Here is a 22239-nt window from a genome sequence, read left to right as displayed (position 1 = left end):
CAGTACAGGCGAATCATCAAAATCGCGTCTCTAGGCAGTTTCGGCCCGGGAGGTCCGCCCTCAGCTGCTGACCTGCACGTTCAGGCCACAGTGCCCTCTAGGAGCCCCGAATTACGTCGAACCCGGGCAGATGTGTCTGAGGAAAAGCACACGAATCTAGGTGTTGAGCTGCGGTAACGCATGCTGGAGCGCGTGCGCGGCGTGTTACTAGGGCGGGGTGTTGTTGCTGGTCAGGAGGGGGTGGTTGGTATCGCCTCTATGACCTTCTTTGGGGCGGGGAGGTCGAGTTGGGTGAGGATGTCCCGCTGCGGCTTGGTGAGTTCGGCTATCTGGCGGAAGGTGCCGGTTGGTCCGGTGAAGGTGGCGATGGTCAGTTGCTCGCATTCCTCACGGATGTGCCGCCAGGTCCGGGCTGTGCTGGTTTCGATGATGCGGATCAGCAGCAGGGCCAGCCAGCAGAGGATGACGTGGGCGCGGATGCGCTGCTCCAGGCGGTGGTAGACGGGCCGCAGGTCGATGATCTGTTTCATGTCGCGCCAGCCGCGTTCCACCTGCCAGAGCTGCTTGAACCCGAGCGCGATCTCCTCGGCGCTCAGGCGCGGATCGCTGCTGCGCAGCAGGTACTTGCCGTCCAGCTTGGCCTCGGCCTTGACTTTGGCCTGGTCGATGCGCAGCAGCCCGCCGGCGGTGACGCGCAGGTAGCGGTTCAGCCCGGGCTTGGTGGAGATCACCCCGCGTAGCTCGGCCCGCTTGTCACTCTTGCAGTCGTCGGTGCCGTCGATCAGCTCGCCCAGCTGGGTCAGCAGCCGCTCCCGCACCGCCGAGTCCCGGTCGGGGCCGTCGGGGTTGAAGCAGATCACGAAGCGTTCGTGCTCGCTGATGCGGACCTCTTTGACCTTGAGGTTGCCGGCCACGTCGGTGTAGCGGCCCTGCCGCGACAGCGCCGCCTCGGCCTCAGGCGAGCCGGAACGCAGCTTCTCTCCGAGGATGTAGTGGTGATCGCCGCTGCGTAGCGTGCGTCGGTTGTCGGCGGAGGTGAACCCGCGGTCGCCCACCCACACGATCTTGGCGAGGGTCCAGTCCCGCATGTCCTTCTTGACCTGGCTGATCACGGTCGCGTCGGCGGTGCCGCCGGGCCAGCACCAGCAGCGAACCGGGATGCCGTCGCGGGTGACCGCCAGCCCGATCACCACCTGTGGCAGGTCGTCGCGGTGATCCTTGGACTTGCCGTAGGCCCGGAAGCTCTTGCGCATGGCCGGTTCCTCGCCCGCCTCGCGATCGTCGGGCAGGGGTATGCCGCGCTCGTCGCGGTCGACGCGCTCATCGGCCTCGTCAATCTGGAAATAGGTGCTGGTCGTATCGAAAAACAGCAAGTCCACCTGAAGGTTCAAGAGGGTGGCGACCTGGTCGAACACCTTCTTCTCGATCGCGTCGCGGCATTCGTGCAGCCAGTCCATCGCCCGGTAGCAGGCATCGTCGCTGCAGCTGGCCAGGCCGTCGATGTGCGCGCGGCGGCCGACCCAGTGCGAGGCGGCCAGCTTGGAGGAGGCGTCCAGCGCGCGGTTGGCCACCAGCGCGAACAGCACCCGCTCGGTGTAGGGGCCGCGCCGGGTGCGGGCCAGCATGGAGGTCATGATCTTGTCGATGGACAGCTGCCGCCACAGCTGGTCCAGCAGGTAGGCGCCACCGAAGGCGGCCGAGCCTTGGTAGTTCAGCTCGCCGGGGGTGCGCACGGTGGCCGCACGTTCGGGGTCCAGCAGCCGGCACAGCGAGGTGACCAGGCGCTCGACGGCCGCGCGGTCGAGCTGGTCCTCGCGGCCGAAGTTGTGCAGCACCTTGGTCTTGGACGATTTGCTGGCCGGATCCCACTCGTTGTGCGCCAGTTGCAGGTAGCGCACCACCGTGCCGTCCTTGTTCCTGCGGGCGGAGCTCCTGACGAACATGCCACCAGACCGTAACAGCTGAAGCACTGCGTGTGACTGCTGTTTCGTGGAAGTCGTGTTACTAGGCGTTCTCGCGATTTCCGCTAGGCCCCATGCCGCCGACCTGCACCTTCACGTTCGAATATGCCCCATGACCCCAATTAGCTGCGGAACGCGCGTCCTCGTCCACCTGCGCAAAGGCGAGACCCTCGCGGAGGTCGCCGCCGGCTTCGGCGTCGGCATCGCAACCGCCTGGCGCTACATCCGCGAGGCCATCACCCTCTTCGCCCGCCGCTCACCCCGCCTGGAGCAGGCGTTACGCGCCGCCCAGCGTGCCGGCTACCCCTACCTGGTGCTGGACGGCACCCTCATCCCCATCGACCGCGTGGCCGCCCACCGGCCCTACTACTCCGGCAAGCACCGCAGACACGGCATGAACATCCAAGTCCTGGCCACCCCCGACGGCAGACCTCCGGTCCCCTGCCCGGCTCCGTCCACGATCTCAAAGCCGCCCGCATCTGGGGCATCCTGCGCCGCCTCAAGGCCGCCGGCCTGGTCACCCTCGCCGACAAGGGCTACGTCGGTGCCGGCGAGCCCAATGCCGTTTAGATAGCGATCTTGCTGGTAGCGTCGTTTGGTGATCTTGTCGGATGACACAGGCAGTTCGGGGCGGTTGACGGATCTGATCGCCGTCGGAGCGCTGACATCGCTGATCCCTCGCCAGGCCCTGGACGCGGCCATCGCCACGCACGGATGCCGGGAGCGTCGCGTTCGCAAACTCCCCGCGCATGTGGTCATCTACCTGCTGATCGCGTTGTGCCTCTACCCGGACGACGACTACGAGGAAGTCGCCGAGAAGCTGACGGGCATGCTGGCGCTGGTGCCGGGGGCGCGCTGGCAGGCGCCGACCCGCGGGGCGATCACTCAAGCCCGCCAGCGGCTGGGACCTGAGCCGGTCAAGGAGGTGTTCCAGCAGGTCGCCCGGCCTGCTGCGACCGAGTCGACGCCAGGTGCGTGGCTGAAGGGCCGGCGGGTGATGGCGATCGACGGGTTCGTCGTGGACTTGCCCGACACCGAAACCAATGTCGCCGAGTTCGGCCGCGATAACGCCGGCGGATACGAGACCGCGTTCCCGCAGGCCCGGGTGGTCGCCATCAGCGAATGCGCCAGCCACGCCATCGTGGCCGCCGATGTGGCGGGCTGCTGGGCCGGCGAGCAGACTCTCGCCTTCTCCCTGTATCGGCGCTTGACCGCGGAGATGCTGCTCACCGCCGACCGCGGCTTCTACAGCTTCCCCGCCTGGAACGAGGCCCGCCGTGGTGGCGCGCATCTGCTGTGGCGGGTCCAGGCCGGGCTGCGCCCGTACTGGCTGCGTGACCTGGCCGACGGGTCCTGGCTCGCCGTCATCACCAAACCCGCCGGCCTGCGCCAGTCACAAAAGGACCGGCTGCGCGAGGCCGCCCGCCAGGGACGAGACCTCGACCCCGAGCACGCGGTGATCGTCCGGGTGGTCGACTACACCGTGCCCGACCGCAAGGGCGAGCACATCCGGCTGATCACCAGCATTCTCGACCCGGCCGAGGCCACGGCCGAAGAGTTGGCCCGTTGCTACCACGATCGCTGGGAGGCCGAAACCGGCATCGATCAGCTCAAGACGCACCTGCGAGGGCCGGGCCGGATCCTCCGCTCCCGCACCCCAGAGCTGGCCGACCAGGAAATCTGGGCCTACCTCTTGACCCACTGGGCGTTATGCACCCTGATCTGCACCGCCGCCACCACCGCCGGGATCGACCCCGACCGGATCAAGTTCCTGGGCACCGTCCGCATCGTGCGCCGCTCGGTCACCGACCGCGCGGCCTTTTCCCCCTGAGCCACCCGACGCAACCTGGAACCGGGCCCTCCATCACGTCGCGCACCGACGGAACACGAACCCACACCGCCGCCACCGCTCCTACCCACGAGCCGTCAAACGCTCCCGCAAGAGCAGCTACCGCGAGCGACGCCCCTCCGACAAGGGCATCCGGTACGCAGGGCCACCGACCGTCACGCTCTTGCCCGCACCATCGGCCACCCAGCGAAAACCATGATCAACTGCTATCTAAACGGCATTGGGCCGGCGAGCACGTACGCGTGCCCTACAAGGGCCGCAAGAAGCCCGCCTCACAGAAGACCGCCAACGCCACCCACGCCAAGCTCCGCGGACCGGGAGAACGGGCCAATGCACAGCTGAAGACCTGGCGTATTCTGCACAAACTCCGCTGCTGCCCACTTCTCGCAGGTCAGCTCGTCAAAGCGATCCTCGTCCTTCAGCTCCGTGAGGCTGGATGAAAAGCATTCATGGGCTCGTACATGAACGACCGCATCGAATCCTTCTGGTCCGCCAAGGCTAACGAGTAACTAGGGCTCGATCTTCACTCCACATGACCTGGGCAAAGCGACGACTACGTTCATAGACCGCTAGATACTGGATCTCTATTCGCCATAACGGCTGATCACGACGCAGGTTTGGCGGATCCCAGAAAGCCGGATCAGAATGCATGCGGCCGACAAAGGCTAGTAACAGACGAGGTGATCCGCAACGCGACTGCAGCGAGCGAGAGCCCGGTCAGCCGGTACGGCGCCAGGGACGATCGCCCAAGGTCAGGATCAAGGAGCCTTGCGGCCCTGATCAAATGCTCCCGCGTGACTCATGATCGTGGTAACGAGCGTGGCCACGGCGATGAATGTGCCGCCGCCCCAGCCCAGCGCTCCCGCAACGGCGAATCCGCTCTCTCTTGCGACTATGAACGCAAATTGCGCGAATACTAGCGAGATGAGCATGATCATAGTCACACAGATTCCGATTCGTGATGCGCTGCTCACTATCCCCTCACTTCGCCCAGCTGATGGATATTGGAAGAACCGAAAGAGTCATGTTTCGCTCGATCTCGCCTGCACTGGACGAGCACTTGCAAGACGACACGGAGAAAGAGCGGCGTCCGTGAGCTCTATAGAAAAAAAATCGAACACCGCGCCAGCTACTCGGGCACTGCAATTCGCAGTACCAGAGCAGCGTCATCATATAGCTTCGCCTCAATAAGTTGCTTAACAATGCGGAGGACATCACTCGTTACGCGCTCGCCGACATGAAAGAGGACCGCCTCAGCTGCCATCCTCAAACTTGCCTCCCGAAGTCGTTCCAAAATGATCGGAAGCTCGATCGAGGCACACCTCGCGCCGGCCAGATGCAGGAGCAACCGGGCATGAGTAAGATCTTCTGCTTCGATCCTCTCGACGATGTAGTCGGCCAAGCGTCTGCCATCCAGTTGCCGGTCCCCTAGGACAGAGGGGACCGGCAACTCGCGCCCGTACATGGCGTTCATTTTGCCCCCAGCGACTTCCAGCGGCATCCCGGGAAACTCGTCCGTGTGATCATCCATGCGCATTCCCCTTCCGAGCAGCGCCGCCACCGCGACGCCCGTCGCGCTGGCGGCGGACTGCTGAAGCGTGTGCGCTCTCGAGAGCCTCAGAGTCGAAGGGCATGCCCATGCCCTTCGAGACCGCCCGTGTGGATGCGATGTTGTACAGGCGCAGACATGTCCTGAGTTCCGGGCGGCGATGGCCCCCCAGATAGCGCGAGAGCAGCGAGGGCGAGACGTTCAGATCCCTTCCGAGGTCCGCACAAGGCATGTCAGTGATAAGAGCGCGGAGTTGGCGGAGCATGTGCGCCAACCGCAAACGTGCAGGTGATAGCGACCCGTCATCCAACTTCTTTAGCTCTCCCAACCTCATTGCATCCTCCTTGGGCTGGCTAGACCGACATTTCGGGCAGGCCTGACAACGAAACCACGACACGCTTCTTACTCGCGCCGCCCGGGCCAGCGTCAGCTACCGGGGGACCCGACCGGGACAGAGATTTCTGGACAGGGGGTAGGCAGGAGTGGGCTGGAGGCGTAGCGAGGACTCAAGGTGTACCAGATTAGAACTCCCCCGGGAGACGGTATGCCAGACATTCTGGCTAAGTCGCAGATGCCAGGGCATGTTGCCACTTGCCGGAAATATCGCGAACGGCTTGCGCAGCGGCCTCGCGGGAGCTCCAATGGAAGTCCACTTGAGGGGCGACACGGCCTTCCCGCCAGGCCGCCCCTCCTCACCGCGCTTCCTTCAGAGAGGAGCAGCATTGTGCAGGTTCCGTCATGGAAGAACACAGAGCTGGGAACCATGAAGCGTGCCGCTTTGTGGTTGGTCCAGAGGATCGGCGAGGGCAACACCTTCACCAAGGAGGAACTGCGGAGCGACTTTCACGGGGTGGCACAGATTGACCGCCGGATGCGTGACCTGCGTGACTTCGGCTGGCGAATCGACACCAGCCGGGAGGATGCCGCACTCCGCCAGGACGAACAACGCTTCGTCTCTGCGGGCGAGCCTGTCTGGGAACCCGGCAAGGCTACGAAGAAGAGGGAGGGACATGCAATCAGCGCAGTCCAGCGACGTGAGCTTCTCGCCAGGGCCAACTACATCTGCCGCTCCTGCGGCATACCAGCAGGACACACTTACAGCGGCACCTATGAGACCGCTCAACTCGACGTTGCACGGCGAGCGGTTGTCTCCTCCGATGGATCTCGTAGCACTCAACTCGTGGTGGAGTGTGGACGCTGTCGCGTAGGTGGCCGGGCTCTGGAGGTCGACCTCGGCGACCTGACGGCACGTCTCAGCCGCCTCTCCGCTTTCGATCGTCAGATCCTGGCCGGCTGGATGCGCGACAGCGAACGCGAGTTCAGCGAGGTGGAAAAGCTTTGGGGCCTCTACCAGGCGCTGCCGGCGGAGTCCCAAGCTGAACTGATGGGCAGGCTTAGGTGAACTGGCACATGGGAGTTGGTTACAGCCATGCCTAACATTGTTAGAGATTAGAAGCCGTTCATCAAGAAGGGAATGCAATTGCCAGTCAACTATGGCACTCCGCACCGCGCCGAGGAAAACCGCGCCTTGGTGCGGCAGCGCCTGAGCGAGGCCCACAACACAGGCGGACTGCAGGAGACACTGACGATCGAGTGGCGCGGAAAAGCGCGTCATGTCGAGGTCATCGATATGCCTGTCGAAAATCTGGTCTACAACCCCAGCACACATCGGATTCGCGCGCAGCGCAGCTTCGACCCAGCACAAGAACAAGAACTGAATAACAACCCCTGGTCAGAAGAAAGCCAAGGCTACTTGGCGTTCCTGCTTCGAGCGCTTCCGTCAGATCCCTCGAAGCCCGATCCAGACTTTGAGACTCTGAAGGAGAGCCTTCGAGAGTTCAAGCAAAACGAGCCGGGGCTGATAACCCAAGACGGCATCCTGGTCAACGGCAACACACGCTGTGTTGCCCTCAAAGATCTAGGTGTCCAGCACATTCGCGTTGGTGTTCTTCCCGAATCATGTACCTGGGAGGACATCAGCGCTGTCGAACTATCCCTCCAGCTTCGGCGCGAGCACAAGCGAGAATACTCCTATATCAACCGGTTGCTCTCGATCGATGAGCAAGTCAGCATGGGACGGGCGGTCCCGGACATCGCCCGCGAGTTCCGGATGAAACCAAAATCTGTTGAACGAGATATTTGGATCCTCACCACCCTACGTGATTTGATTTCACGCAGTCGTGAAGGCGATCGCCAGCTCCGCCTCATGGACTTCGAAGATCAACAGGAGAAGCTTTCCGAGCTCCACCGGAGGTACCAGCTAGAGTCAGCAGCCAGCAAGGAGAGAGCTGACCTGCTCAAGGAGAATCGCCTCGCAGCAATCACATTGGGATACTCGAAGACTGATGTGCGGCACATTGAGGTTGACTTCCGCACCCGCTACCTCGATCGGCATCTTCCTGAAGAACTCAGGACCTCGACGCCGGATACGCCTACATCAACCGCTATTCCAGGGTTGAACAGAAAAGTGCGTGCCGCCAGCACTCAGGTTACACAGGCCCGCGCCTTTACAGATATCCTTCTGAAGGCTCGAACAGAGGAAAAGAGTAACAACCAAGCTTCGCCTGTTCTACAGCATGCCAGGGAAGCTCTCAACTCGGCGCTTAAGGCAGCCGGTAAGGACAGCCTCATACGCAAGAAGCAAAGGGCTGTGTCGGATCGGATTGACGAGGCCCGAGCGGAAATTGAGCAAAGCATCACGGATCTAGTGCTGGCGCGAGCCTCGAGCAGCCTTGACGAGGACGCTTACGACGATGCACTCGCCAGCCTGCGCGACGCGCTGGCAAAGCTGGCGGTGGAATCAGCCCGCACCATCAAAGTACCTGGAGACGGCGTGGCCTGGCTGCTGGAGGCCACCGGCGTGGAAGGCAAGTAAAGGTGAAAGAGCCCTCCCTGAGGATCTCGCTGGATGTCACCAAAACAAGAGCTCTTCTTCGTACCATCCCCGAGCATCAGAACGACTTGGCTCAGTTGGCCGCCCGCTTCACCCTCGGCAGCCGACGAGGACCTCTTGCTGTCGAAGTCGAACTCGACGACTTCTTGGTCGCGGTGGGCGAACTAGCCACGTGGCCGGCGCCGGAGAACGTCGAGTGGGACGAAGAGCTAGCTCAACTCGTCTCTAGTGTCCTTGATGACGCGGAAGCGGCCGAGGAACAGCTCACAGACGGATCCCCCGGCGTGGCCGAGTCCATTGATGCCGAGGAGGTCACCGACCTCCTCGGTCCGGAATGGGTTGCGGACCTGACACCTTTCCAGCTCAGAGACATCGGAAAGCTACTGTCACTACGTCACGGAGCGAACTTCAGTGTGCCCGGCGCGGGAAAGACACGCGTAGCACTTGCTGTGTACAGCGCTATGCGCAACCAGAGCCGGATACGCCGAATGCTCGTCGTTTGCCCTAAGTCTGCCTTCGAGTCCTGGCAATACGAGAGCGCTGTCTGTTTTGCTGAGCCGCTCAGAACTCAGGTCCTAGACCAGGTCCCGGACCCTGGCACAGAACTCCTGATCGTCAACTACGAGCGGCTCAGCCGCAGCCTGGGAAACCTTGCTTCTTGGCTACGGGCGTCTCCCTCAATGCTCATACTGGACGAAGCGCACCGGATGAAGCTCGGGGCCCGGGGAACGTACGGCTCTGCATGCCTTGCCCTAGGACCGCTCTCTCAGCGCCGACTCGTCCTAACCGGCACACCCGCGCCTAATGGCGCACGCGATCTTGAAAATCTGCTGTCCTTCGTCTGGCCTGGCCATGGGCGGCGAGCGGTTGCGGAGGCCGTAGCCGATGGCGACCTTGCGTACGCAAGCGCCGTTTTACGTCCATTGTTCACCAGGACAACTAAACGCGAACTCGGCTTGCCGCCATACGAACCCAGAATTAGATATGTCACTTTGCCGCCGCTGCATCGGGAGATTTACGACGCACTGAGAGGACGCTACTCTGCGCGCGCTGATGCGTCGCGCGACCAAATCGACAACCTTGGCAGGGCTATGCTCCGCCTATTGATGGCCGCAATCACACCAGCCCTGCTCATCGAAGGCACCAGCCGGTATGAGCCGCTGAGCTACCAGGTTCCACCACTCAAGGTGGTGCCTGATGATTCTTTGTACGATCTCCTTAAGCGTCTTCCCAGCTTTGAGATGTCTCCGAAGTATCATGAAGCCCTCACCGTCGTCAGGGAGAACGCTGCAGAGGGCCGGAAGACCATAGTGTGGTCTACCTTCGTACGCAGCCTTACGACCCTGCAACGCCTCCTAGCCACCTACAATCCTGCGATGGTTCATGGTGGAACGGTGGAACGTAATGAGGAAATCAGGCGCTTCAGAGAAGATCCGCAGTGCATGGTTCTGCTCTCGAACCCCGCGACCCTCGGTGAGGGCATCAGCCTCCATCAGATTTGCCATGACGCCGTCTATATCGACCGGGACTTCATGGCGGGCCGATTTCTTCAGAGCCTGGATCGTATCCACCGGCTAGGGCTTGCACCAGATGCCGAGACACGGGTTACGATCTTGGTCACCGAAGGAACCATCGACGAAGCGGTGACCTTGCGCCTAAAGGAGAAGGTCGAGTTCATGGGCCGGATCCTTGACGATCCTGAGCTTCAGCAACTCGCCGATCTTGAGGAGGAACCTTCCGCTGCAGGGGGCATGGATATGGCTGACATCCAGGCTCTTATGGATCATCTCAACGGCGCACCCATTCAGCGGACTCCGCCGCATTCCGGACTGCCTTGAACCCCGCCACTGACTCAAAAGGTACGCGCAGAATCCTTGTGCGAGATCACTCACAACCACAGGACAGGCGCTACAACCGCCTGCCCTGTGCACACACCAATCGCCACAGCAGCATCATCATCAGCTCACCTTAGATGCGCTTGCACGCAAATATTCATTGCGAGCATGGTCAACTTGCCCAACAAAGGCCTTGAAACGCTCGAGTCTGTAGGTGAGAAGCCCTTTACTTGTCGCCCTCTTCTCGATTTCAAAGTCTCGGCCGAGCAAGCTGATACGCCTATCTATTTCGGGATCACTAAGCTCTATCTCTGCCCTTGCCATGATTTCTTCAGCCGTGATGAAATCGTTAGCATCACGCAGCACTCGATAGATAGGATCATGCGTACGGTCCTCGTACAATTCACGCTTGTCGCCTGTGTGATTGAGCGCAGCAGCTATGGACCGGCCCAAGGCCCTGGCAACAGGCGGAGGAAAGGCGTTACCGATCTGACGGTATTGAGATGTCTTGCCCCCCGTAAAAATCCAGGTGCCGTCATCCCAGCCTTGGAGGCGTGCAACCATTTCGCACGTAAGTTTCGGGCCATACTTAGTCATCGGCCTACGGTCGTAAGGAGGAGTATCGTAGGGAGGAGCGATATCGTGGACACCGTAAGCATCCACGCCCAATGCTTCCCACGCACGCTTGGCACGGGTTGGCCCTAGATCGGCCCCACCGTGCTTCTTCGATCCGCCGACAATCGTCGGTGCAACTTGATTGGCCTTTCTAGCCCACTCTTCGGCGCCCTCCCAGCCTCTCGATGCCATAAGGTCCTTGAGTGCTTCTCCGACTGTTGGAGCCGCCACTTCAGACTTCGCCGGCCAACTGAAGTATTTGAAATCTTCCGGACGCATTGCCACCAGCACAAACCGCGGACGGAGCTGCGGAACACCGTAACTAGAGGCGTTCAATAGCGTCCACTCGGCAAGATATCCGAAGTCTTGGAGCCTATCCAGCACGTGTTGGCGATATCCCGCGAAGCGCGGCATGCTCAGTCCGCGCACGTTTTCCAGCAGGAGTGCACGCGGCTGGACTGTATTAACCTGTTCGATTGCCCATGCGAAAAGATCACGCTCGTCGGTGGCGCCGAGTTGCTTGCCAGCGATTGTGAACGGCGGACAGGGGACCCCACCTGCGAGCAGGTCTATTCCATGGAATTCGTCGGGCTTCCATAGCTCAGGGTCCGCGACATCGCCCTCTACGACCCAGGTTCCGTCCTTGACTTTGCCCGGGTCGCTAATCGTGATGTTGCCCTCGCGAGCGTTCTCGCGAAGAGTAGTGCAAGCGTTCGGGTCAAGTTCGAATGCCAGGCGATGTGTGAAGCCTGCTTGGTGCAAGCCCAAAGCCTGGCCACCGGCTCCGGCGCAAATTTCGACAGCTTCAAGAGCCATGCGTGCACTCCTTGGGTGATCCGAGGTTGGGGCGGTCGAGCTGGCGGTTGTATCTTCCCGGAGAGGGAGTCGCACCGTTGATGGACTTGGACAAGACATGCCAGCAGGCCCCAGAGAACAGGCCCACAAGCGCGGGTTGTACCCAGCGCCCCTCAACGAGGGTCGATCGAGGAACATGCGGGCCAACCGCCGGACCGACACTAAACCAGAGGTCATGCTCCGCAGCGCGCTGCACCGCCTGGGCTACCGCTACCGGAAGGACCTTCGCCTTGATCTCGAAGGTGTGAAGGTTAGGCCGGACATCGTGTTCACCGCCCGGAAGGTCGCGGTCTTCGTCGACGGCTGCTTCTGGCATGTTTGCCCTGATCACGGCCGGCAGCCTACAACCAATGAGTGGTACTGGACGCCTAAGCTGCGTCGGAACATAGAACGCGACCAGCTCGTAAACACCGCGCTTGAGGCCGCCGGCTGGAAGGTTGTCCGCCTGTGGGAGCACGAACCGTTGACCGCCGCCGTAGAGGCCGTGGTGGTGGCGTTGCACTCCGGAGTCGAACACGAGAGCGAGGTTAGCGAATAGAGGCGACAATGTCTCGAGGTTGGCGTGCGTCGCAGGGCAAGTCGTGGATACGGATCCTCGGAGCCTAGCGCAGGGATGGCAGTCACCACGTCCACGCTGCAAGGCATGCCGCCGGAACCACCGGACGGCTGGCGCTCGCGGGACAAGGCATCAGCCGATCTCTCTTCTGCTCGCCCACGCCGCCAGAAGAGACTGACCAGGGCATCATCAGGCGCGTACCTACACGGCAGGCTGTGCAGACGACCTCCTCAGTCAGATCCAGACCGGCGAGCGGAAGATTCGGACCTCTCACGCTCACGTTGGGAGATTACCCGGTCGGCTCTGACTGGGCGCGTGAGCTGGTACGGCTGCGCTGCGCTGTCGGCCGTCAACCCGTTAGCGGTCCGATGTCGGGCAACGACGGAGCGTCCTCGACAGGATCGCCGGCCACCGCCACAACCCAATGCTCGCCGTCGAGTTCAATCGATGGCGCATCCCCGTGGTGCCACTGACGACGAGCAACTCGTACGCTCACGAATTCCCCTGGGCCTGGAGCAGGCAGGCCCAACGATACTGCAGCTTGGACGTGGTTCTTATACTGTCCGAAAATGACTATACCTTCGGCGCGGAGAGCGGTACGCGAGCCCCCACGACGGCGCGCACGCCTCATATAGTCTTCCTGCATGGCAACGGTGGCCACAACGTTCCTACTGACAAGGCGGCGCTGAGCCCGTCGAAACAACTCGTTGAGACGCTTCTGCCCGCTAGTCGACCTGAAAATCGCGTCGATGTCCTCACTGGAGAGACGCAGCAGGACGTTGTCCTGCAGTGGCGCGTCCTTGAAGAGCCAACGAATAGCGCTTCTTCCGTGCCTGCTCGGTGTGCGTTTCGAATCCCTGTTGGTCTTGAAGTTGAGGTTTTCCTGGGACGCGCGAAGGAGACCCGCGCTCCACTTCCCCGCCCGGTCGTTCGCCCATAGACCAAGGACAACATGCCCCAGAGCTTCCGGTGGGATCATCCACTCGGCCAGGCTCTGGGAGTACTTACAGTCCACCTCCGTATCGGCGATGCGGTAGTCGAGGAGCTTACCGTCGGCGAAGTCAAACTCACGTTGCAGGTTTATCTCGATCAAGGTACCGCAGTGGGTCTTTTCGGTCTTGTGAAGCTGTTCCCAGTGATAGCGGCCGGTGTGTTGTCCGTCGAGGAGCATGTCGAAGCTGCGCCGTATCGCCTTCCCTATCCTCGAACCGTCGGGATCGAGGGCCTTGAGGTGAGTGAAGACCTCGTCCAACTCCAAGTCGGGCGCAGACATACCCGGCAACGGCTCCATTATCACGGAAGAAATGTAGCCGGTCTCGCGGCCCAGTTGGCACTCCTCATCCAAGAAAGGCCACGCAAAGATGCCGAGGCCCAGGGTAGGGCGGGACCCGTGACTCGCTTCGCATCAGGGCGGAGATCGTGCGAAGCCTGCTGACCAGCAAGAGCACAGCGTCAGCTCCATCCAATGAGGCGATCGAGAGGACACCACCCTGGCTGACGTCTCCCGACGCAAGCTCAGCCGAGCGCTTCAACGCTGTCATGCGGCAACGTCGAGTCAGGGCAGCCCGTGTCGCCAGAGCCTGCCGTCGACAGTCTCTGGACAGCCCAGGAAGAACGTCGCCTCGCCGAGGAGCCGTCGAAGTTCATCTACGGATGGATTGTCGGCTTCGACGACTTACGGACGCTAATGAGCCGCGAACGGTCGCCGAATGAGCGACGCACCTACTCAGGCGATTCTGCCCAAGCCCTCGGATCTGCCACAAAGCTACCCATGCCACGTACGGTGAAGATCAGCCCTCGATCTCTGAGAATTACGGTCGCCTTCCGCGCGGTGTCGCGCGCGACTCCGAACTCTTGTACGAGCCGCACTTCGTAGATGGGATGCTTGGCAGGATATTCGCCAGCCCGGATGCGCCTCTCTATCTCGATCGCTATCTGCGCCGACTTCGGGCTTGTCGGGTCAAACTGCCACTCATCCGCCATACACAGAACTATAGAAACCCCCTGTTCCCCGCTGGCTTCTAGGTCTGTCAATGGACAAGGGTAGACATGGGCCTACATCTCTTCTATGGTTACGGGTCAAGCTGAGGTGTAGGCGTGCCGACAGCGAAGCGCCTGCCTGGCCAGACAACGGTGAACAAGCCAGGGCGTTGGCGCGTCACGGCAGGCTCCAGATCGGGACCCGGAGGTTCAGCCCATGCACAGTTCCGTCACCGACCTGCGGTTCACTCCCCTCCTGACGGCAGAGGTCCAGGCCGTACTGGAGAGACACGGCTACCGCCTTCCCCCTGGCAACGGCCACATCCCCGAGCTCGTCATGGCGCGCGTCGACATCGCGCTCAAGAACCTCGTCGAGATCTTCGAAGGGAGGACCTGGTGACCCGGCGGAACGAGTTCCCCGACTTCCACGGTCCGCACGTCGAGCCGCCCAGGCCGGACCGCGTCACCCTGTCCTGGTACGAGCCGGCCAACCGGGCGCCGCGCATCCGCGTCGTCTCCCACACCTGTGAGTGCAAGACGATGACGTACGAGCTGTGCGCCGCCGCCGGCAAGGGCTTCGTGCGCCGTACGGACCGGAAGAAGGACACCGTTCACGAAACCGCGTGGTCCCTGACCTCGGCGGCCAGGCACACCTTCGAGCAGATCCTCCGAGGCGAGGCTCTGTGAAGACCTTCACCGTCACCATCGCGGGCACCGAACGATTCGACGGCGAGGCCCCGTACACCTGGGTGGTCGAAGCCCCCGACGTGACGGCCGCCATGAACAAAGCCCTGGCCTACCACGCGCTCTCCCTGGACCAGCACCTTTCCGAGCTTCAGATCGACCCAGATCACACCTTCGAAGGCCTTCCGCACGGCAACTGCGCATACCACTGGAACGATCTACGAACCTCCGCCCTGACCGGGATGGGCCCCGGCGACCACCCCGCCTGAACCATCAGAACCAACCCTCCCCAAAGCCATATTCGCCGCATCAATGCCCTGGAAATTCCCGCAAGCCCGCCCGAAGCCGCGCCGTACGGGCGAGCGACTTCGTACAGTAACGACATGGATCCCGTGAGCGTCGTGGGGGCGTTGGCGGGAGTGGCCGCGGTGCTCATCGCCGCCCTGCAGTTGCGCCGAACCCCCCGTCAGAGCCTGCCGGCGCCCGTGGCCCGGACTCCGCCCACAGCGCCTCCGCCCGCAACGCACCCGCCGGCACCGCCTCCCTCTGGAACGCTTCCGCCCGAGGACCGGCCGGGGCCGTGCGCCGTCCCCGTGCTGCGGGCGCCGATCGGGCGGCTGCCTCATGTGCGCGGCAGGGAGGATCTGCTGCTGCACCTGGAGCAGCGCCTGGCCGAGCCGGACGGAACGTTCCACGTGCTGGGCGGCCTTGGAGGGGTCGGCAAGACCACGGTCGCGCTCGCACTCGCCGAGCGGGCGCGGAGAATGGGGCGGCGCGTGTGGTGGATCGCCGCCACGGACGCTCAGACCGTGACGTCGTCCCTGCTGGCCCTGTCCGCCGAGCTGGGCGCGCCGGCGATCGCGATCGGGGAGGCGCGCGCCGGGCGGCGTGATCCGGCCGACGTGCTCTGGACGCGGCTGGAGGAGCAGACCGGCTGGCTCCTCGTCCTCGACAACGCCGACGATCCGCGGGCGCTGGAAGTGGCGGGGGCACCGGTACGCGACGCGACCGGCTGGCTGCGGCCCACGACGTCCGGGCTCGTCGTCGTGACCACCCGCGTCGTCGAGCAGCGGGTCTGGGGCCGGTGCGGCCGGGTTCACCAGGTGTTGTGCGTGAACGAGGACGACGGGGCGAGAATGTTGCTCGACCTGGCCGGGGAGGCGGGCACGCTGGAGCAGGCCGGCGCGGTGGCCAGGCGGCTGGGCGGGCTGCCGCTGGCCCTGTCGCACGCCGGTAGCCATCTCAGTTCTCCCTTCTCCAAGGAGAGGACCTTCCCCGACTACCTTCTCGCCCTGGACGACCGCTTCCCCGCGCTCCTCGGCGGCAGCGGTGGAGAGCCGTCGATCACCACCACGTGGGAGATCTCCCTTGACGCCCTCGCCGGGCGCGGGTGCCGGCAGGCCCGCCCTCTGCTGCGGGTGCTGGCCTGCCTCGCTCCCGCGGTGGAGATCGACGCCGCGCTGCTGGACGCCGCGCCGCTGGGTGAGATCTGCGGCGGCGAGCACAACGTGCGCCCTGGGCTTGAGGCGCTGAGGTCCATGGGCCTCATCCAGGCCCGCGCGCCTGCCGGGACGCTGGTCGTGCATCCCCTGGTCGCCGAGGCGAGCCGTACGCGTGTCACGCCGGACATCACCACCGTCGCGGTCGCCCTCCTGCGCGGCGCGCTGTCCGGCAGGCGTCACGACGCGCCTGGCGACTGGCCCGCCTGGCAGGAGTTGATGCCTCACCTGCGCGCCCTGCTGTCCATCACGTCCTCGGCCCTGGACGAGCGGACGCTGGTCGAGCTGGCCGAGCTGGTGGGCCGCGCGTGTGGAGCGTTCCGGGCGAGCGGCTGTTACGCCGCCGCCGCGGAGCTCGCGACGCTCTCGCTGCGGCAGGCCGGCGGTCTGGGGGCGGACCATCCGGGCGTCCTCGCCCTGCGCCACCAGCGTGGCGCCGCGTGGGCGTGCATGACCCGCGCCGTCGAGGCGGAGGCTGAACTCGCGCAGGTCCTGCGCGCACGGGGCCGGCTGCTGGGTGAGGAGCACCCTGACACGCTGGCGACTCGGCACGACTTCGGATTCGCCCTCTTCGAGCAGGGACGGTACGCCGAGGCCCACACCTGCTACGAGCGGACGCTGGCCACGAGGACGCGGGTGCTAGGCCCCGACCACCCGGACACCCTCACCACCTGGCACGAGATCGGGCGTGCCCTCGCCATGCGCGCGCTCCTCAACGAGTCGGAGGCGGTGTGCCGAAAGGTGGTGGAGGCGCGCGCCCGTGTCCTCGGCCCTGAACATCCTGACACGCTGGCCAGCAGGTTCTACCACATCCGGGCCGTCGGCGATCTCGGCGACTACGCCACGGCGGAGAAGGGTTACGCCGACCTCCTCGCCGCTCGCGTCCGCGTCATCGGGCCGGACCACCATCTCACGCTGCGCACACGCTTCAACATGCTGATGAACGTGGCCCTGCAGGGGCGCACCCGCGAGGCCGCACGAGGCATGGCCGACCTGGCGGCCCACCAGGCCCGGGTGCTCGGACCGGCTCACCCCGACATCCTGCTCACCAGGTCGAACAGGGCCTGGATGCTCCGCGACATCGGCCAGGAGACCGAGGCCGAGCACGAACTCGGCACGATCAGGGAGGCGGCCCAGCGGGTGTGGGGTGAGAACCACATCTACACCCTGGACATCCGCTATGAGCTGGCGCGCACGTGGCGGGTCACCGGTGCGCACGATCGGGCGGAGCGCGAGCTGCGCGACGTGCTGCGGCGCCAGGTTCGCGTGCTGGGGCCGGCGCATCCGCAGACGGTCGCGACCCGGTACGAGATCGCCCGCGTCCTGGAGGAACGGAGCCTCTGGGACGAGGCGCGCCGCGAATATCGCGCGGTGCTGGAGTTGTACACGACGATGTACGGCCCCGACCATCCGCAGACCAGACGCGCGGAAGAGCGCCACAAAAGAGCTTCCCTGGAAACCCGGTAACCCTCTGATCCAAAGCACTGACACGTACGGCTGCGAAAAGTGAGCGGCTTAGTGCTTGCAGAGCCACGTCGATGGCGATTTGATCGAGGCGGCACAGTCCGGCCACCGTACTGACGAACGAGCTCAGGAGCGCATCCCGCATGGGGGTTGGCGGCGCGCTTGTAGCCGCGGTGGGGCAGCCCCTACTGTTTGAGGCTGGCGGCCGGGTAGACCTCGACGAGCCGCGCGCGGCCACCGGTCCAGTCGAGCCAGGCCACCGCGGTCCGTGCCGCCTCCGCTGCGAGATCGACGCCGATGGTCAGCATTCCTCCACGGTAGAGCCCGGGAAGGCGGAAGGGCGGCGGGAAAACGGACCGGGCAAAATCGCATTCCGGTTGGAATTCGCCCTGGGCCGATATCGAACGACTGCATAACAGCGACACATGCGTCGGACAGCCGGATTAGTCTTCAAGTGATCCCGTCGCAGGAGGGCGCCCTCTCACATGAGCGATGTCAATCCGGAAGAGTTACAACACGTGCGCCGGGTCGACGGCGATGCCAAGCCATCGCGCCCCCCGCCACAACGTCCTCGTGCCGCCCGCGCGCCGGAGCGGACTAGGTCGCAGTTCGCCTCAGCGGTGCAGACGGCGCTGATCGGTGCCCTGGCCGGCGCGTTCGTGACGTGGATCTCCGCTCCGTGGCTCGACCTGTTCCAGCGCCAGCCCTTCCACGTCCAGCTGTGGTTGTCCCTGGTCGCCGGGGTCGCGCTCGGTGCCGTGGCGCTCATTCCGGTGTTGCGCGACCTCATCCAGAAGCATCCGAGCAGGGTCACGACGGCGCTGTGCGTGCTGGCCGGCGGGGCGCTGGCCACCGGGGTGTGGACCGGGGTGCAGACGGTCGCCGCCGACGACCAGTGCCCGGCGCCCGCGGAGCTGCGGCTGGTCACCGCGCCCGAGAACGTGACCGAGCTGACCGCGCGCGCCCAGAGCTACGTGCGCGAGCACCAGACGGAGGACGGCTGCCCCGTGGTCAGGATGACCGTGGGCGTGGCGCCACCGCCCATCCATCTCCGTGACGCCTTCGACAACCGGTGGGAGTGGCAGGAGGACCGTCGCGACCAGCCGTACGCCCGCCTCTACGACCTGCAGCCCGACGTCTGGGTCGCCTCCTCCGCCGCCGAGCCGGACGAGCTCAGAGCGGATGAGCTCCGGCTGCTCAGCGCCCGGAAACCGGAGGACGCGGTGGGGCGGGACCAGCTGGTGCTGGCGATGACCGGGCAGCGGCGCGAGGAGCTGGGCACGTACATGGACAATCCGGACGGCTACCCGTTCGGCGAGGTGTGGGACACGCTGACGAAGAGGATGGGCATGACCATCGCCCGGCCGTTCCCCGAGACGTCCGTGGCCGCGTTGATCGGCACCCACGACGTCTTCCACGACCGCGGGCTGCCCGAGTCGCGCTATCTGGAGGCCGAGCAGGAGCTGGTGGAGAACGGGCTCGGCGCGGACACCGTCACCTCGTTGTTGTGCGAGTTCGACCGGCTGGCCGACAGGTCGGGCGCCGGAAATCCGAAGATCGCCCTGCTGGTTCCCGGGCACAGCGTGGACGACTACAACGCGGGCCGGGTGGAAGGCTGCGAGGGGACGGGTGACAGCGCGCCCCTCGTCGGGGTGCGGCACCACGACCTGAGCACGCTCGACTACCAGTTCGTCAAGGTGTCGTGGCCGGACCAGCGTTCGGCCGAGCGGGAGAAGCTGGTCGACCACTTCGGCGCGTGGCTGCGGGCCCACCCGCTCTTCCCCAACGCGCCGGGGCCGGCCGACGGCGAGCTCGACCACAAGGAGCTCGGGCAGCTGAAGAAGCTGGTGCTGGACGAGCTGCGCCCGAAGCTCGACCTGCGGCTGCTCGTCGACACCTCGGGATCGGCGGACCGCCCGGTGCGGGTCCAGGCCGCCGAGGCGGTGCGGGCCAACAACAGGCTGCTCGGGCCGCGCGACGGGGTCCGGGTGTTCGGCCTGCACGCCCGTACGAGGAACGGGCCCGCCCAGGTCACGAGCATCGCCGGCGAGAGCACCAGGGAGGAGCTCGGCGCCGTGGCCGCGGACATCGAGAGCACCGCGTTCGACCACTGGGACGCCCCCGCCTCCGCGGGGCTGACCCGGCTGGGCGCGGGCGACGAGGCGGTGGCCGCTCCCGTGGTGCTGCTGACCGACGGCAGGTTGTTCGACAACGAGGGCGAGGACGACGCCGCGAAGGTGATCGCCCAAGCTCTGAAGCGCGCCTCGACGGTCTCGGGTCTGTACGTCATCGTTCTCGGACAGGACGAGTGCGCCGTGACCGCGCTGCCCGGCACGGGCAAGCCGTACCGCTGCGTGACGGCGGGCGAGGGCGCGGACCAGGCGCTCACCCGGGCCATCATCACGGTGCGGGGGTGGCGATGATGGCGTGGCTCCCGCCGGGCTGGCGCGAACATGTCGGGCGCAGGAACCTGGTGGCGTTGGGCTGCGGGGCCTTGCTGATGGTGTTGCTCCTGACGTGGCAGTCCGGCCTGTCCGCAGGGCCGTCCCAGCCGGACAGGCCCCGGACGACCATCTCCCCGCCCTCGGCGCCCGCCACGCCGCAGGAGAACTGCGGCGGCAACGACGCCGAGCTCGTCGTGGCCACCGGCGACGACGTCAGCACGGGCAGCGTGCGGCGCGAGGCGATCGAGGAGTGGAACGACCTGATGAAGCCGCCCGGGGATCCGCGGGCCAAGCTGCTGGAGCTGTCCGACAGCACCGACGTGCGGCGGGCCCAGATGGCGGCGCTGGCGCAGGCGGGCAGCTGCGCGTACGACATCCTCGTGCTCGACGTGGCGTGGGTGACCGAGTTCGCCCGGCACGGCTACATCCAGCCGATCGACCTGGCGGATCGCGACGACGAGTTCCTGTCCGGCCCGCTGGGGACCGGGCGGATCGACGGCGAGCAGTACGGCGTGCCGTTCGCCGCGGACGCGCCGCTGGAGTTCCGGCGGCTGGACCGGCGGTCCGGTGGCTACCTGCTGCAGCTCGACGACAACGAGATGGGCACGATCAACTTCCTGGAGACGATCGAGCTGGGCGGCGGGAAGGTGCTCGACGGCGACGACAGGACCTCCATCGTGCTGGACCAGCGGCGCGACGCCACGTGGGAGGCGCTGCGGTCCTTCAGGCGCACGCTGTCCACCACGGGGGAGAACGTCGCCGTGCTGCGCGAGTCACTCCAGATGGACGAGGACGCGAGCGTCGTGGCCTTCAAGCAGGGCCACGCCGGCGGGCAGCCGGTGGCCTGGATGCGCAACTGGCCGATCGCGTTCCACCAGCTGGCGGCCGACCCGCGCATGCGCGTCTCCGGCAAGGACCTGCGCTTCGACGTGCACGCGCCCGCTGCGCGCGGCGGCGTGCTCGGCGGGTCGGTGCTGGCCGTCTCGCAGCACATCAAGCCGGCCAAGCTGGCTCCCGCCAGGCGCCTGATCGACCGGCTCACCAGCCCCGAGGTGCAGGCCAACCTGTTCGCCTGCGGCGGTTACTCGCCGGTGCTCACCGAGGTGTACGAGCACTACGAAGGCGGCGGCGGCCCGTCGTGCCCGCGCCAGGACGGCTCCGACATCACCAACCCGAGCCTGGACGAGCTGGCGAAGCTGGCGGCGAAGACCAGGGAGTCGATCGAGCTGGCCCGGCCGCGGCCGAAGTCGCCCTACTACGCCCAGTTCAGCGAGCTGTTCCGCCGGTGTGCCCGGGGCGTCTGGGAGGACAAGGTCTCGCGGGAGACGCTCTTCGCGTCCGTGGACGCGCTGGAAGGGGCGCTGAACGGCCGGGTGCAGGACGACCGCCCGCTCTGCGGCAAGGACGGCACATGACAGAGGCTTCGATGACGGCGGGGCCGTGGGACGGTCCGCGGAGGAAGCTGCTCGTACGGGCCATGATCTGTGTGCTCGTCGCGGCCGGGCTGGCGATCTTCGCGGGCGGCCCCACGTGGGGTGCGGTGGGGCTGTCGATCGCCTTCATGGCCGGCTCGTTCCTGGCCGGCCTGCCCACCGGGCGGTTGCTCGGGCGCTCCGCGGACCCGGCTCGGCACATCAGGGTGGTCATGGTGGTCCATCTCGCGCTGCAGGAGCTGATCCGCCTGGGACTGGTGCTCTGGTCGGGCGTGAGCGCGGTCGAGGCCGCGTGGATCGGGCTGCTGGGGTGGGGCCTCGTGCTGCCGCTCGGGCTGGTCGGGCTGAGGCGCCTGCCCGCGGCCGGGCGCAGGCCGCAGGAGAGGCCCGAGCCCGCGCTTGGACCGGTGTACGTGCTGATCAGCGGCGGGATGATCGCCAAGGAGATGGCGGCGTGGCTGCTCGTCGTGTGGAACCCACTGCTGGTCCTGCTCACGTTCGCGGTGCAGGCGGGGGCCGGCCTGCTGGAGCTCCGGGCGGAGCGGAAGCAGGTGTTCGGGGCGGTCGCCGGTTACGCGCTCATGGCCCTCGCTCTGGTGGTGTGGCTCACCTGAGACAGGTG

General features: G+C 65.1%; 20 protein-coding genes and 1 pseudogene. 14 read left to right on the top strand and 7 right to left on the bottom strand.

Features of this window, described 5'->3' with window-relative positions:
• Positions 1-230: 230 nt before the first annotated feature.
• A complete protein-coding gene (locus ABGB01_RS40400) occupies positions 231-1943 on the bottom strand; it encodes an IS1634 family transposase (RefSeq protein ID WP_347779133.1) in 1713 nt (570 codons plus the stop codon).
• 157 nt (positions 1944-2100) lie between these two features.
• Between ABGB01_RS40400 and ABGB01_RS40395 the strand changes: the two are divergent.
• The 3 genes and pseudogenes from ABGB01_RS40395 to ABGB01_RS40385 form a co-directional block, all read left to right on the top strand.
• Positions 2101-2501 (top strand): annotated as a pseudogene (locus tag ABGB01_RS40395) (transposase family protein); the annotation flags it as partial.
• A 94-nt stretch (positions 2502-2595) separates the two neighbouring features.
• The gene (locus ABGB01_RS40390) at positions 2596-3792 is read left to right on the top strand and encodes an IS4 family transposase (protein WP_347779132.1); all 1197 of its coding nucleotides are present in this window, start codon (positions 2596-2598) and stop codon (positions 3790-3792) included.
• Positions 3684-4250, top strand: a complete 567-nt coding sequence (locus ABGB01_RS40385; protein ID WP_347779136.1) for a transposase family protein — start codon at positions 3684-3686, stop codon at positions 4248-4250. The genes ABGB01_RS40390 and ABGB01_RS40385 overlap by 109 nt, the downstream gene beginning before the upstream one ends.
• A gap of 318 nt (positions 4251-4568) precedes the next feature.
• Here ABGB01_RS40385 and ABGB01_RS40380 read toward each other — a convergent pair whose 3' ends face one another.
• Positions 4569-4748, bottom strand: a complete 180-nt coding sequence (locus ABGB01_RS40380; protein WP_347779130.1) for a hypothetical protein — start codon at positions 4746-4748, stop codon at positions 4569-4571.
• Between the two features lie 191 nt (positions 4749-4939).
• The gene (locus ABGB01_RS40375) at positions 4940-5341 is read right to left on the bottom strand and encodes a hypothetical protein (protein ID WP_347779128.1); all 402 of its coding nucleotides are present in this window, start codon (positions 5339-5341) and stop codon (positions 4940-4942) included.
• Between the two features lie 742 nt (positions 5342-6083).
• Between ABGB01_RS40375 and ABGB01_RS40370 the strand changes: the two genes are divergently transcribed.
• The 3 genes from ABGB01_RS40370 (at position 6084) to ABGB01_RS40360 (ending at position 10090) form a co-directional block, all read left to right on the top strand.
• On the top strand, positions 6084-6761 hold the full coding sequence (locus ABGB01_RS40370; RefSeq protein WP_347779127.1) for a hypothetical protein: 678 nt from the start codon (positions 6084-6086) through the stop codon (positions 6759-6761).
• A gap of 72 nt (positions 6762-6833) precedes the next feature.
• Positions 6834-8234, top strand: coding sequence for a transcriptional regulator (locus ABGB01_RS40365; RefSeq protein WP_347779125.1), 1401 nt, complete (start codon positions 6834-6836; stop codon positions 8232-8234).
• Positions 8235-8236: 2 nt separating this feature from the next.
• On the top strand, positions 8237-10090 hold the full coding sequence (locus tag ABGB01_RS40360; protein ID WP_347779123.1) for a DEAD/DEAH box helicase: 1854 nt from the start codon (positions 8237-8239) through the stop codon (positions 10088-10090).
• 120 nt (positions 10091-10210) lie between these two features.
• Here the strand turns inward: ABGB01_RS40360 and dcm are convergent, their stop codons facing one another.
• The gene (dcm, locus tag ABGB01_RS40355; protein ID WP_347779122.1) at positions 10211-11518 is read right to left on the bottom strand and encodes a DNA (cytosine-5-)-methyltransferase; all 1308 of its coding nucleotides are present in this window, start codon (positions 11516-11518) and stop codon (positions 10211-10213) included.
• Between the two features lie 97 nt (positions 11519-11615).
• On the opposite strand from dcm, the gene ABGB01_RS40350 reads away from it, so the two are divergent.
• Positions 11616-12095, top strand: coding sequence for a very short patch repair endonuclease (locus tag ABGB01_RS40350; RefSeq protein ID WP_347779121.1), 480 nt, complete (start codon positions 11616-11618; stop codon positions 12093-12095).
• Positions 12096-12462: 367 nt separating this feature from the next.
• Here ABGB01_RS40350 and ABGB01_RS40345 read toward each other — a convergent pair whose 3' ends face one another.
• Positions 12463-13404, bottom strand: a complete 942-nt coding sequence (locus tag ABGB01_RS40345; RefSeq protein ID WP_347779135.1) for a NaeI family type II restriction endonuclease — start codon at positions 13402-13404, stop codon at positions 12463-12465.
• Positions 13405-13835: 431 nt separating this feature from the next.
• Positions 13836-14096, bottom strand: a complete 261-nt coding sequence (locus ABGB01_RS40340; RefSeq protein ID WP_347779119.1) for a GntR family transcriptional regulator — start codon at positions 14094-14096, stop codon at positions 13836-13838.
• A gap of 214 nt (positions 14097-14310) precedes the next feature.
• Between ABGB01_RS40340 and ABGB01_RS40335 the strand changes: the two genes are divergently transcribed.
• The 4 genes from ABGB01_RS40335 (at position 14311) to ABGB01_RS40320 (ending at position 17743) form a co-directional block, all read left to right on the top strand.
• Complete coding sequence (locus ABGB01_RS40335) at positions 14311-14493, top strand: hypothetical protein (protein WP_347779117.1); 183 nt, start codon at positions 14311-14313, stop codon at positions 14491-14493.
• Entirely contained in the window at positions 14490-14780 is a 291-nt protein-coding gene (locus ABGB01_RS40330; RefSeq protein WP_347616123.1) for a hypothetical protein, read from the top strand. Before ABGB01_RS40335 ends, ABGB01_RS40330 begins: the two co-directional genes overlap by 4 nt.
• A complete protein-coding gene (locus ABGB01_RS40325) occupies positions 14777-15046 on the top strand; it encodes a hypothetical protein (protein WP_347779115.1) in 270 nt (89 codons plus the stop codon). Before ABGB01_RS40330 ends, ABGB01_RS40325 begins: the two co-directional genes overlap by 4 nt.
• Before the next feature lie 114 nt (positions 15047-15160).
• Positions 15161-17743 (top strand): tetratricopeptide repeat protein, encoded by a 2583-nt coding sequence (locus ABGB01_RS40320; RefSeq protein ID WP_347779114.1) that lies wholly within the window; start codon positions 15161-15163, stop codon positions 17741-17743.
• A gap of 182 nt (positions 17744-17925) precedes the next feature.
• Here ABGB01_RS40320 and ABGB01_RS40315 read toward each other — a convergent pair whose 3' ends face one another.
• On the bottom strand, positions 17926-18048 hold the full coding sequence (locus ABGB01_RS40315; protein WP_347779112.1) for a hypothetical protein: 123 nt from the start codon (positions 18046-18048) through the stop codon (positions 17926-17928).
• A 312-nt stretch (positions 18049-18360) separates the two neighbouring features.
• Between ABGB01_RS40315 and ABGB01_RS40310 the strand changes: the two genes are divergently transcribed.
• Genes ABGB01_RS40310 through ABGB01_RS40300 form a run of 3 tightly spaced genes read left to right on the top strand, consistent with a single transcriptional unit; the run spans position 18361 to position 22231 of the window.
• Positions 18361-20163 (top strand): hypothetical protein, encoded by a 1803-nt coding sequence (locus ABGB01_RS40310; RefSeq protein WP_347779110.1) that lies wholly within the window; start codon positions 18361-18363, stop codon positions 20161-20163.
• Positions 20163-21599, top strand: coding sequence for a hypothetical protein (locus ABGB01_RS40305; protein ID WP_347779108.1), 1437 nt, complete (start codon positions 20163-20165; stop codon positions 21597-21599). Before ABGB01_RS40310 ends, ABGB01_RS40305 begins: the two co-directional genes overlap by 1 nt.
• A complete protein-coding gene (locus ABGB01_RS40300; RefSeq protein WP_347779107.1) occupies positions 21596-22231 on the top strand; it encodes a hypothetical protein in 636 nt (211 codons plus the stop codon). Before ABGB01_RS40305 ends, ABGB01_RS40300 begins: the two co-directional genes overlap by 4 nt.
• Positions 22232-22239 lie beyond the last annotated feature (8 nt).

The organism is Nonomuraea sp. B5E05, from assembly GCF_039880665.1.
Taxonomy (GTDB): Bacteria; Actinomycetota; Actinomycetes; order Streptosporangiales; family Streptosporangiaceae; genus Nonomuraea.
This window is presented reverse-complemented; position numbering and strand designations above follow the sequence as displayed.

Coding starts and splice junctions, on each gene's coding strand:
- ABGB01_RS40400 (WP_347779133.1), bottom strand. CDS start 1,943: ATGTTCGTCAGGAGCTCCGCCCGCAGGAACAAGGACGGCACGGTGGTG.
- ABGB01_RS40380 (WP_347779130.1), bottom strand. CDS start 4,748: ATGATCATGCTCATCTCGCTAGTATTCGCGCAATTTGCGTTCATAGTC.
- ABGB01_RS40375 (WP_347779128.1), bottom strand. CDS start 5,341: ATGGATGATCACACGGACGAGTTTCCCGGGATGCCGCTGGAAGTCGCT.
- ABGB01_RS40365 (WP_347779125.1), top strand. CDS start 6,834: ATGCAATTGCCAGTCAACTATGGCACTCCGCACCGCGCCGAGGAAAAC.
- dcm (WP_347779122.1), bottom strand. CDS start 11,518: ATGGCTCTTGAAGCTGTCGAAATTTGCGCCGGAGCCGGTGGCCAGGCT.
- ABGB01_RS40350 (WP_347779121.1), top strand. CDS start 11,616: ATGCCAGCAGGCCCCAGAGAACAGGCCCACAAGCGCGGGTTGTACCCA.
- ABGB01_RS40345 (WP_347779135.1), bottom strand. CDS start 13,404: ATGGAGCCGTTGCCGGGTATGTCTGCGCCCGACTTGGAGTTGGACGAG.
- ABGB01_RS40340 (WP_347779119.1), bottom strand. CDS start 14,096: ATGGCGGATGAGTGGCAGTTTGACCCGACAAGCCCGAAGTCGGCGCAG.
- ABGB01_RS40335 (WP_347779117.1), top strand. CDS start 14,311: ATGCACAGTTCCGTCACCGACCTGCGGTTCACTCCCCTCCTGACGGCA.
- ABGB01_RS40320 (WP_347779114.1), top strand. CDS start 15,161: ATGGATCCCGTGAGCGTCGTGGGGGCGTTGGCGGGAGTGGCCGCGGTG.
- ABGB01_RS40315 (WP_347779112.1), bottom strand. CDS start 18,048: ATGCTGACCATCGGCGTCGATCTCGCAGCGGAGGCGGCACGGACCGCG.
- ABGB01_RS40305 (WP_347779108.1), top strand. CDS start 20,163: ATGGCGTGGCTCCCGCCGGGCTGGCGCGAACATGTCGGGCGCAGGAAC.
- ABGB01_RS40300 (WP_347779107.1), top strand. CDS start 21,596: ATGACAGAGGCTTCGATGACGGCGGGGCCGTGGGACGGTCCGCGGAGG.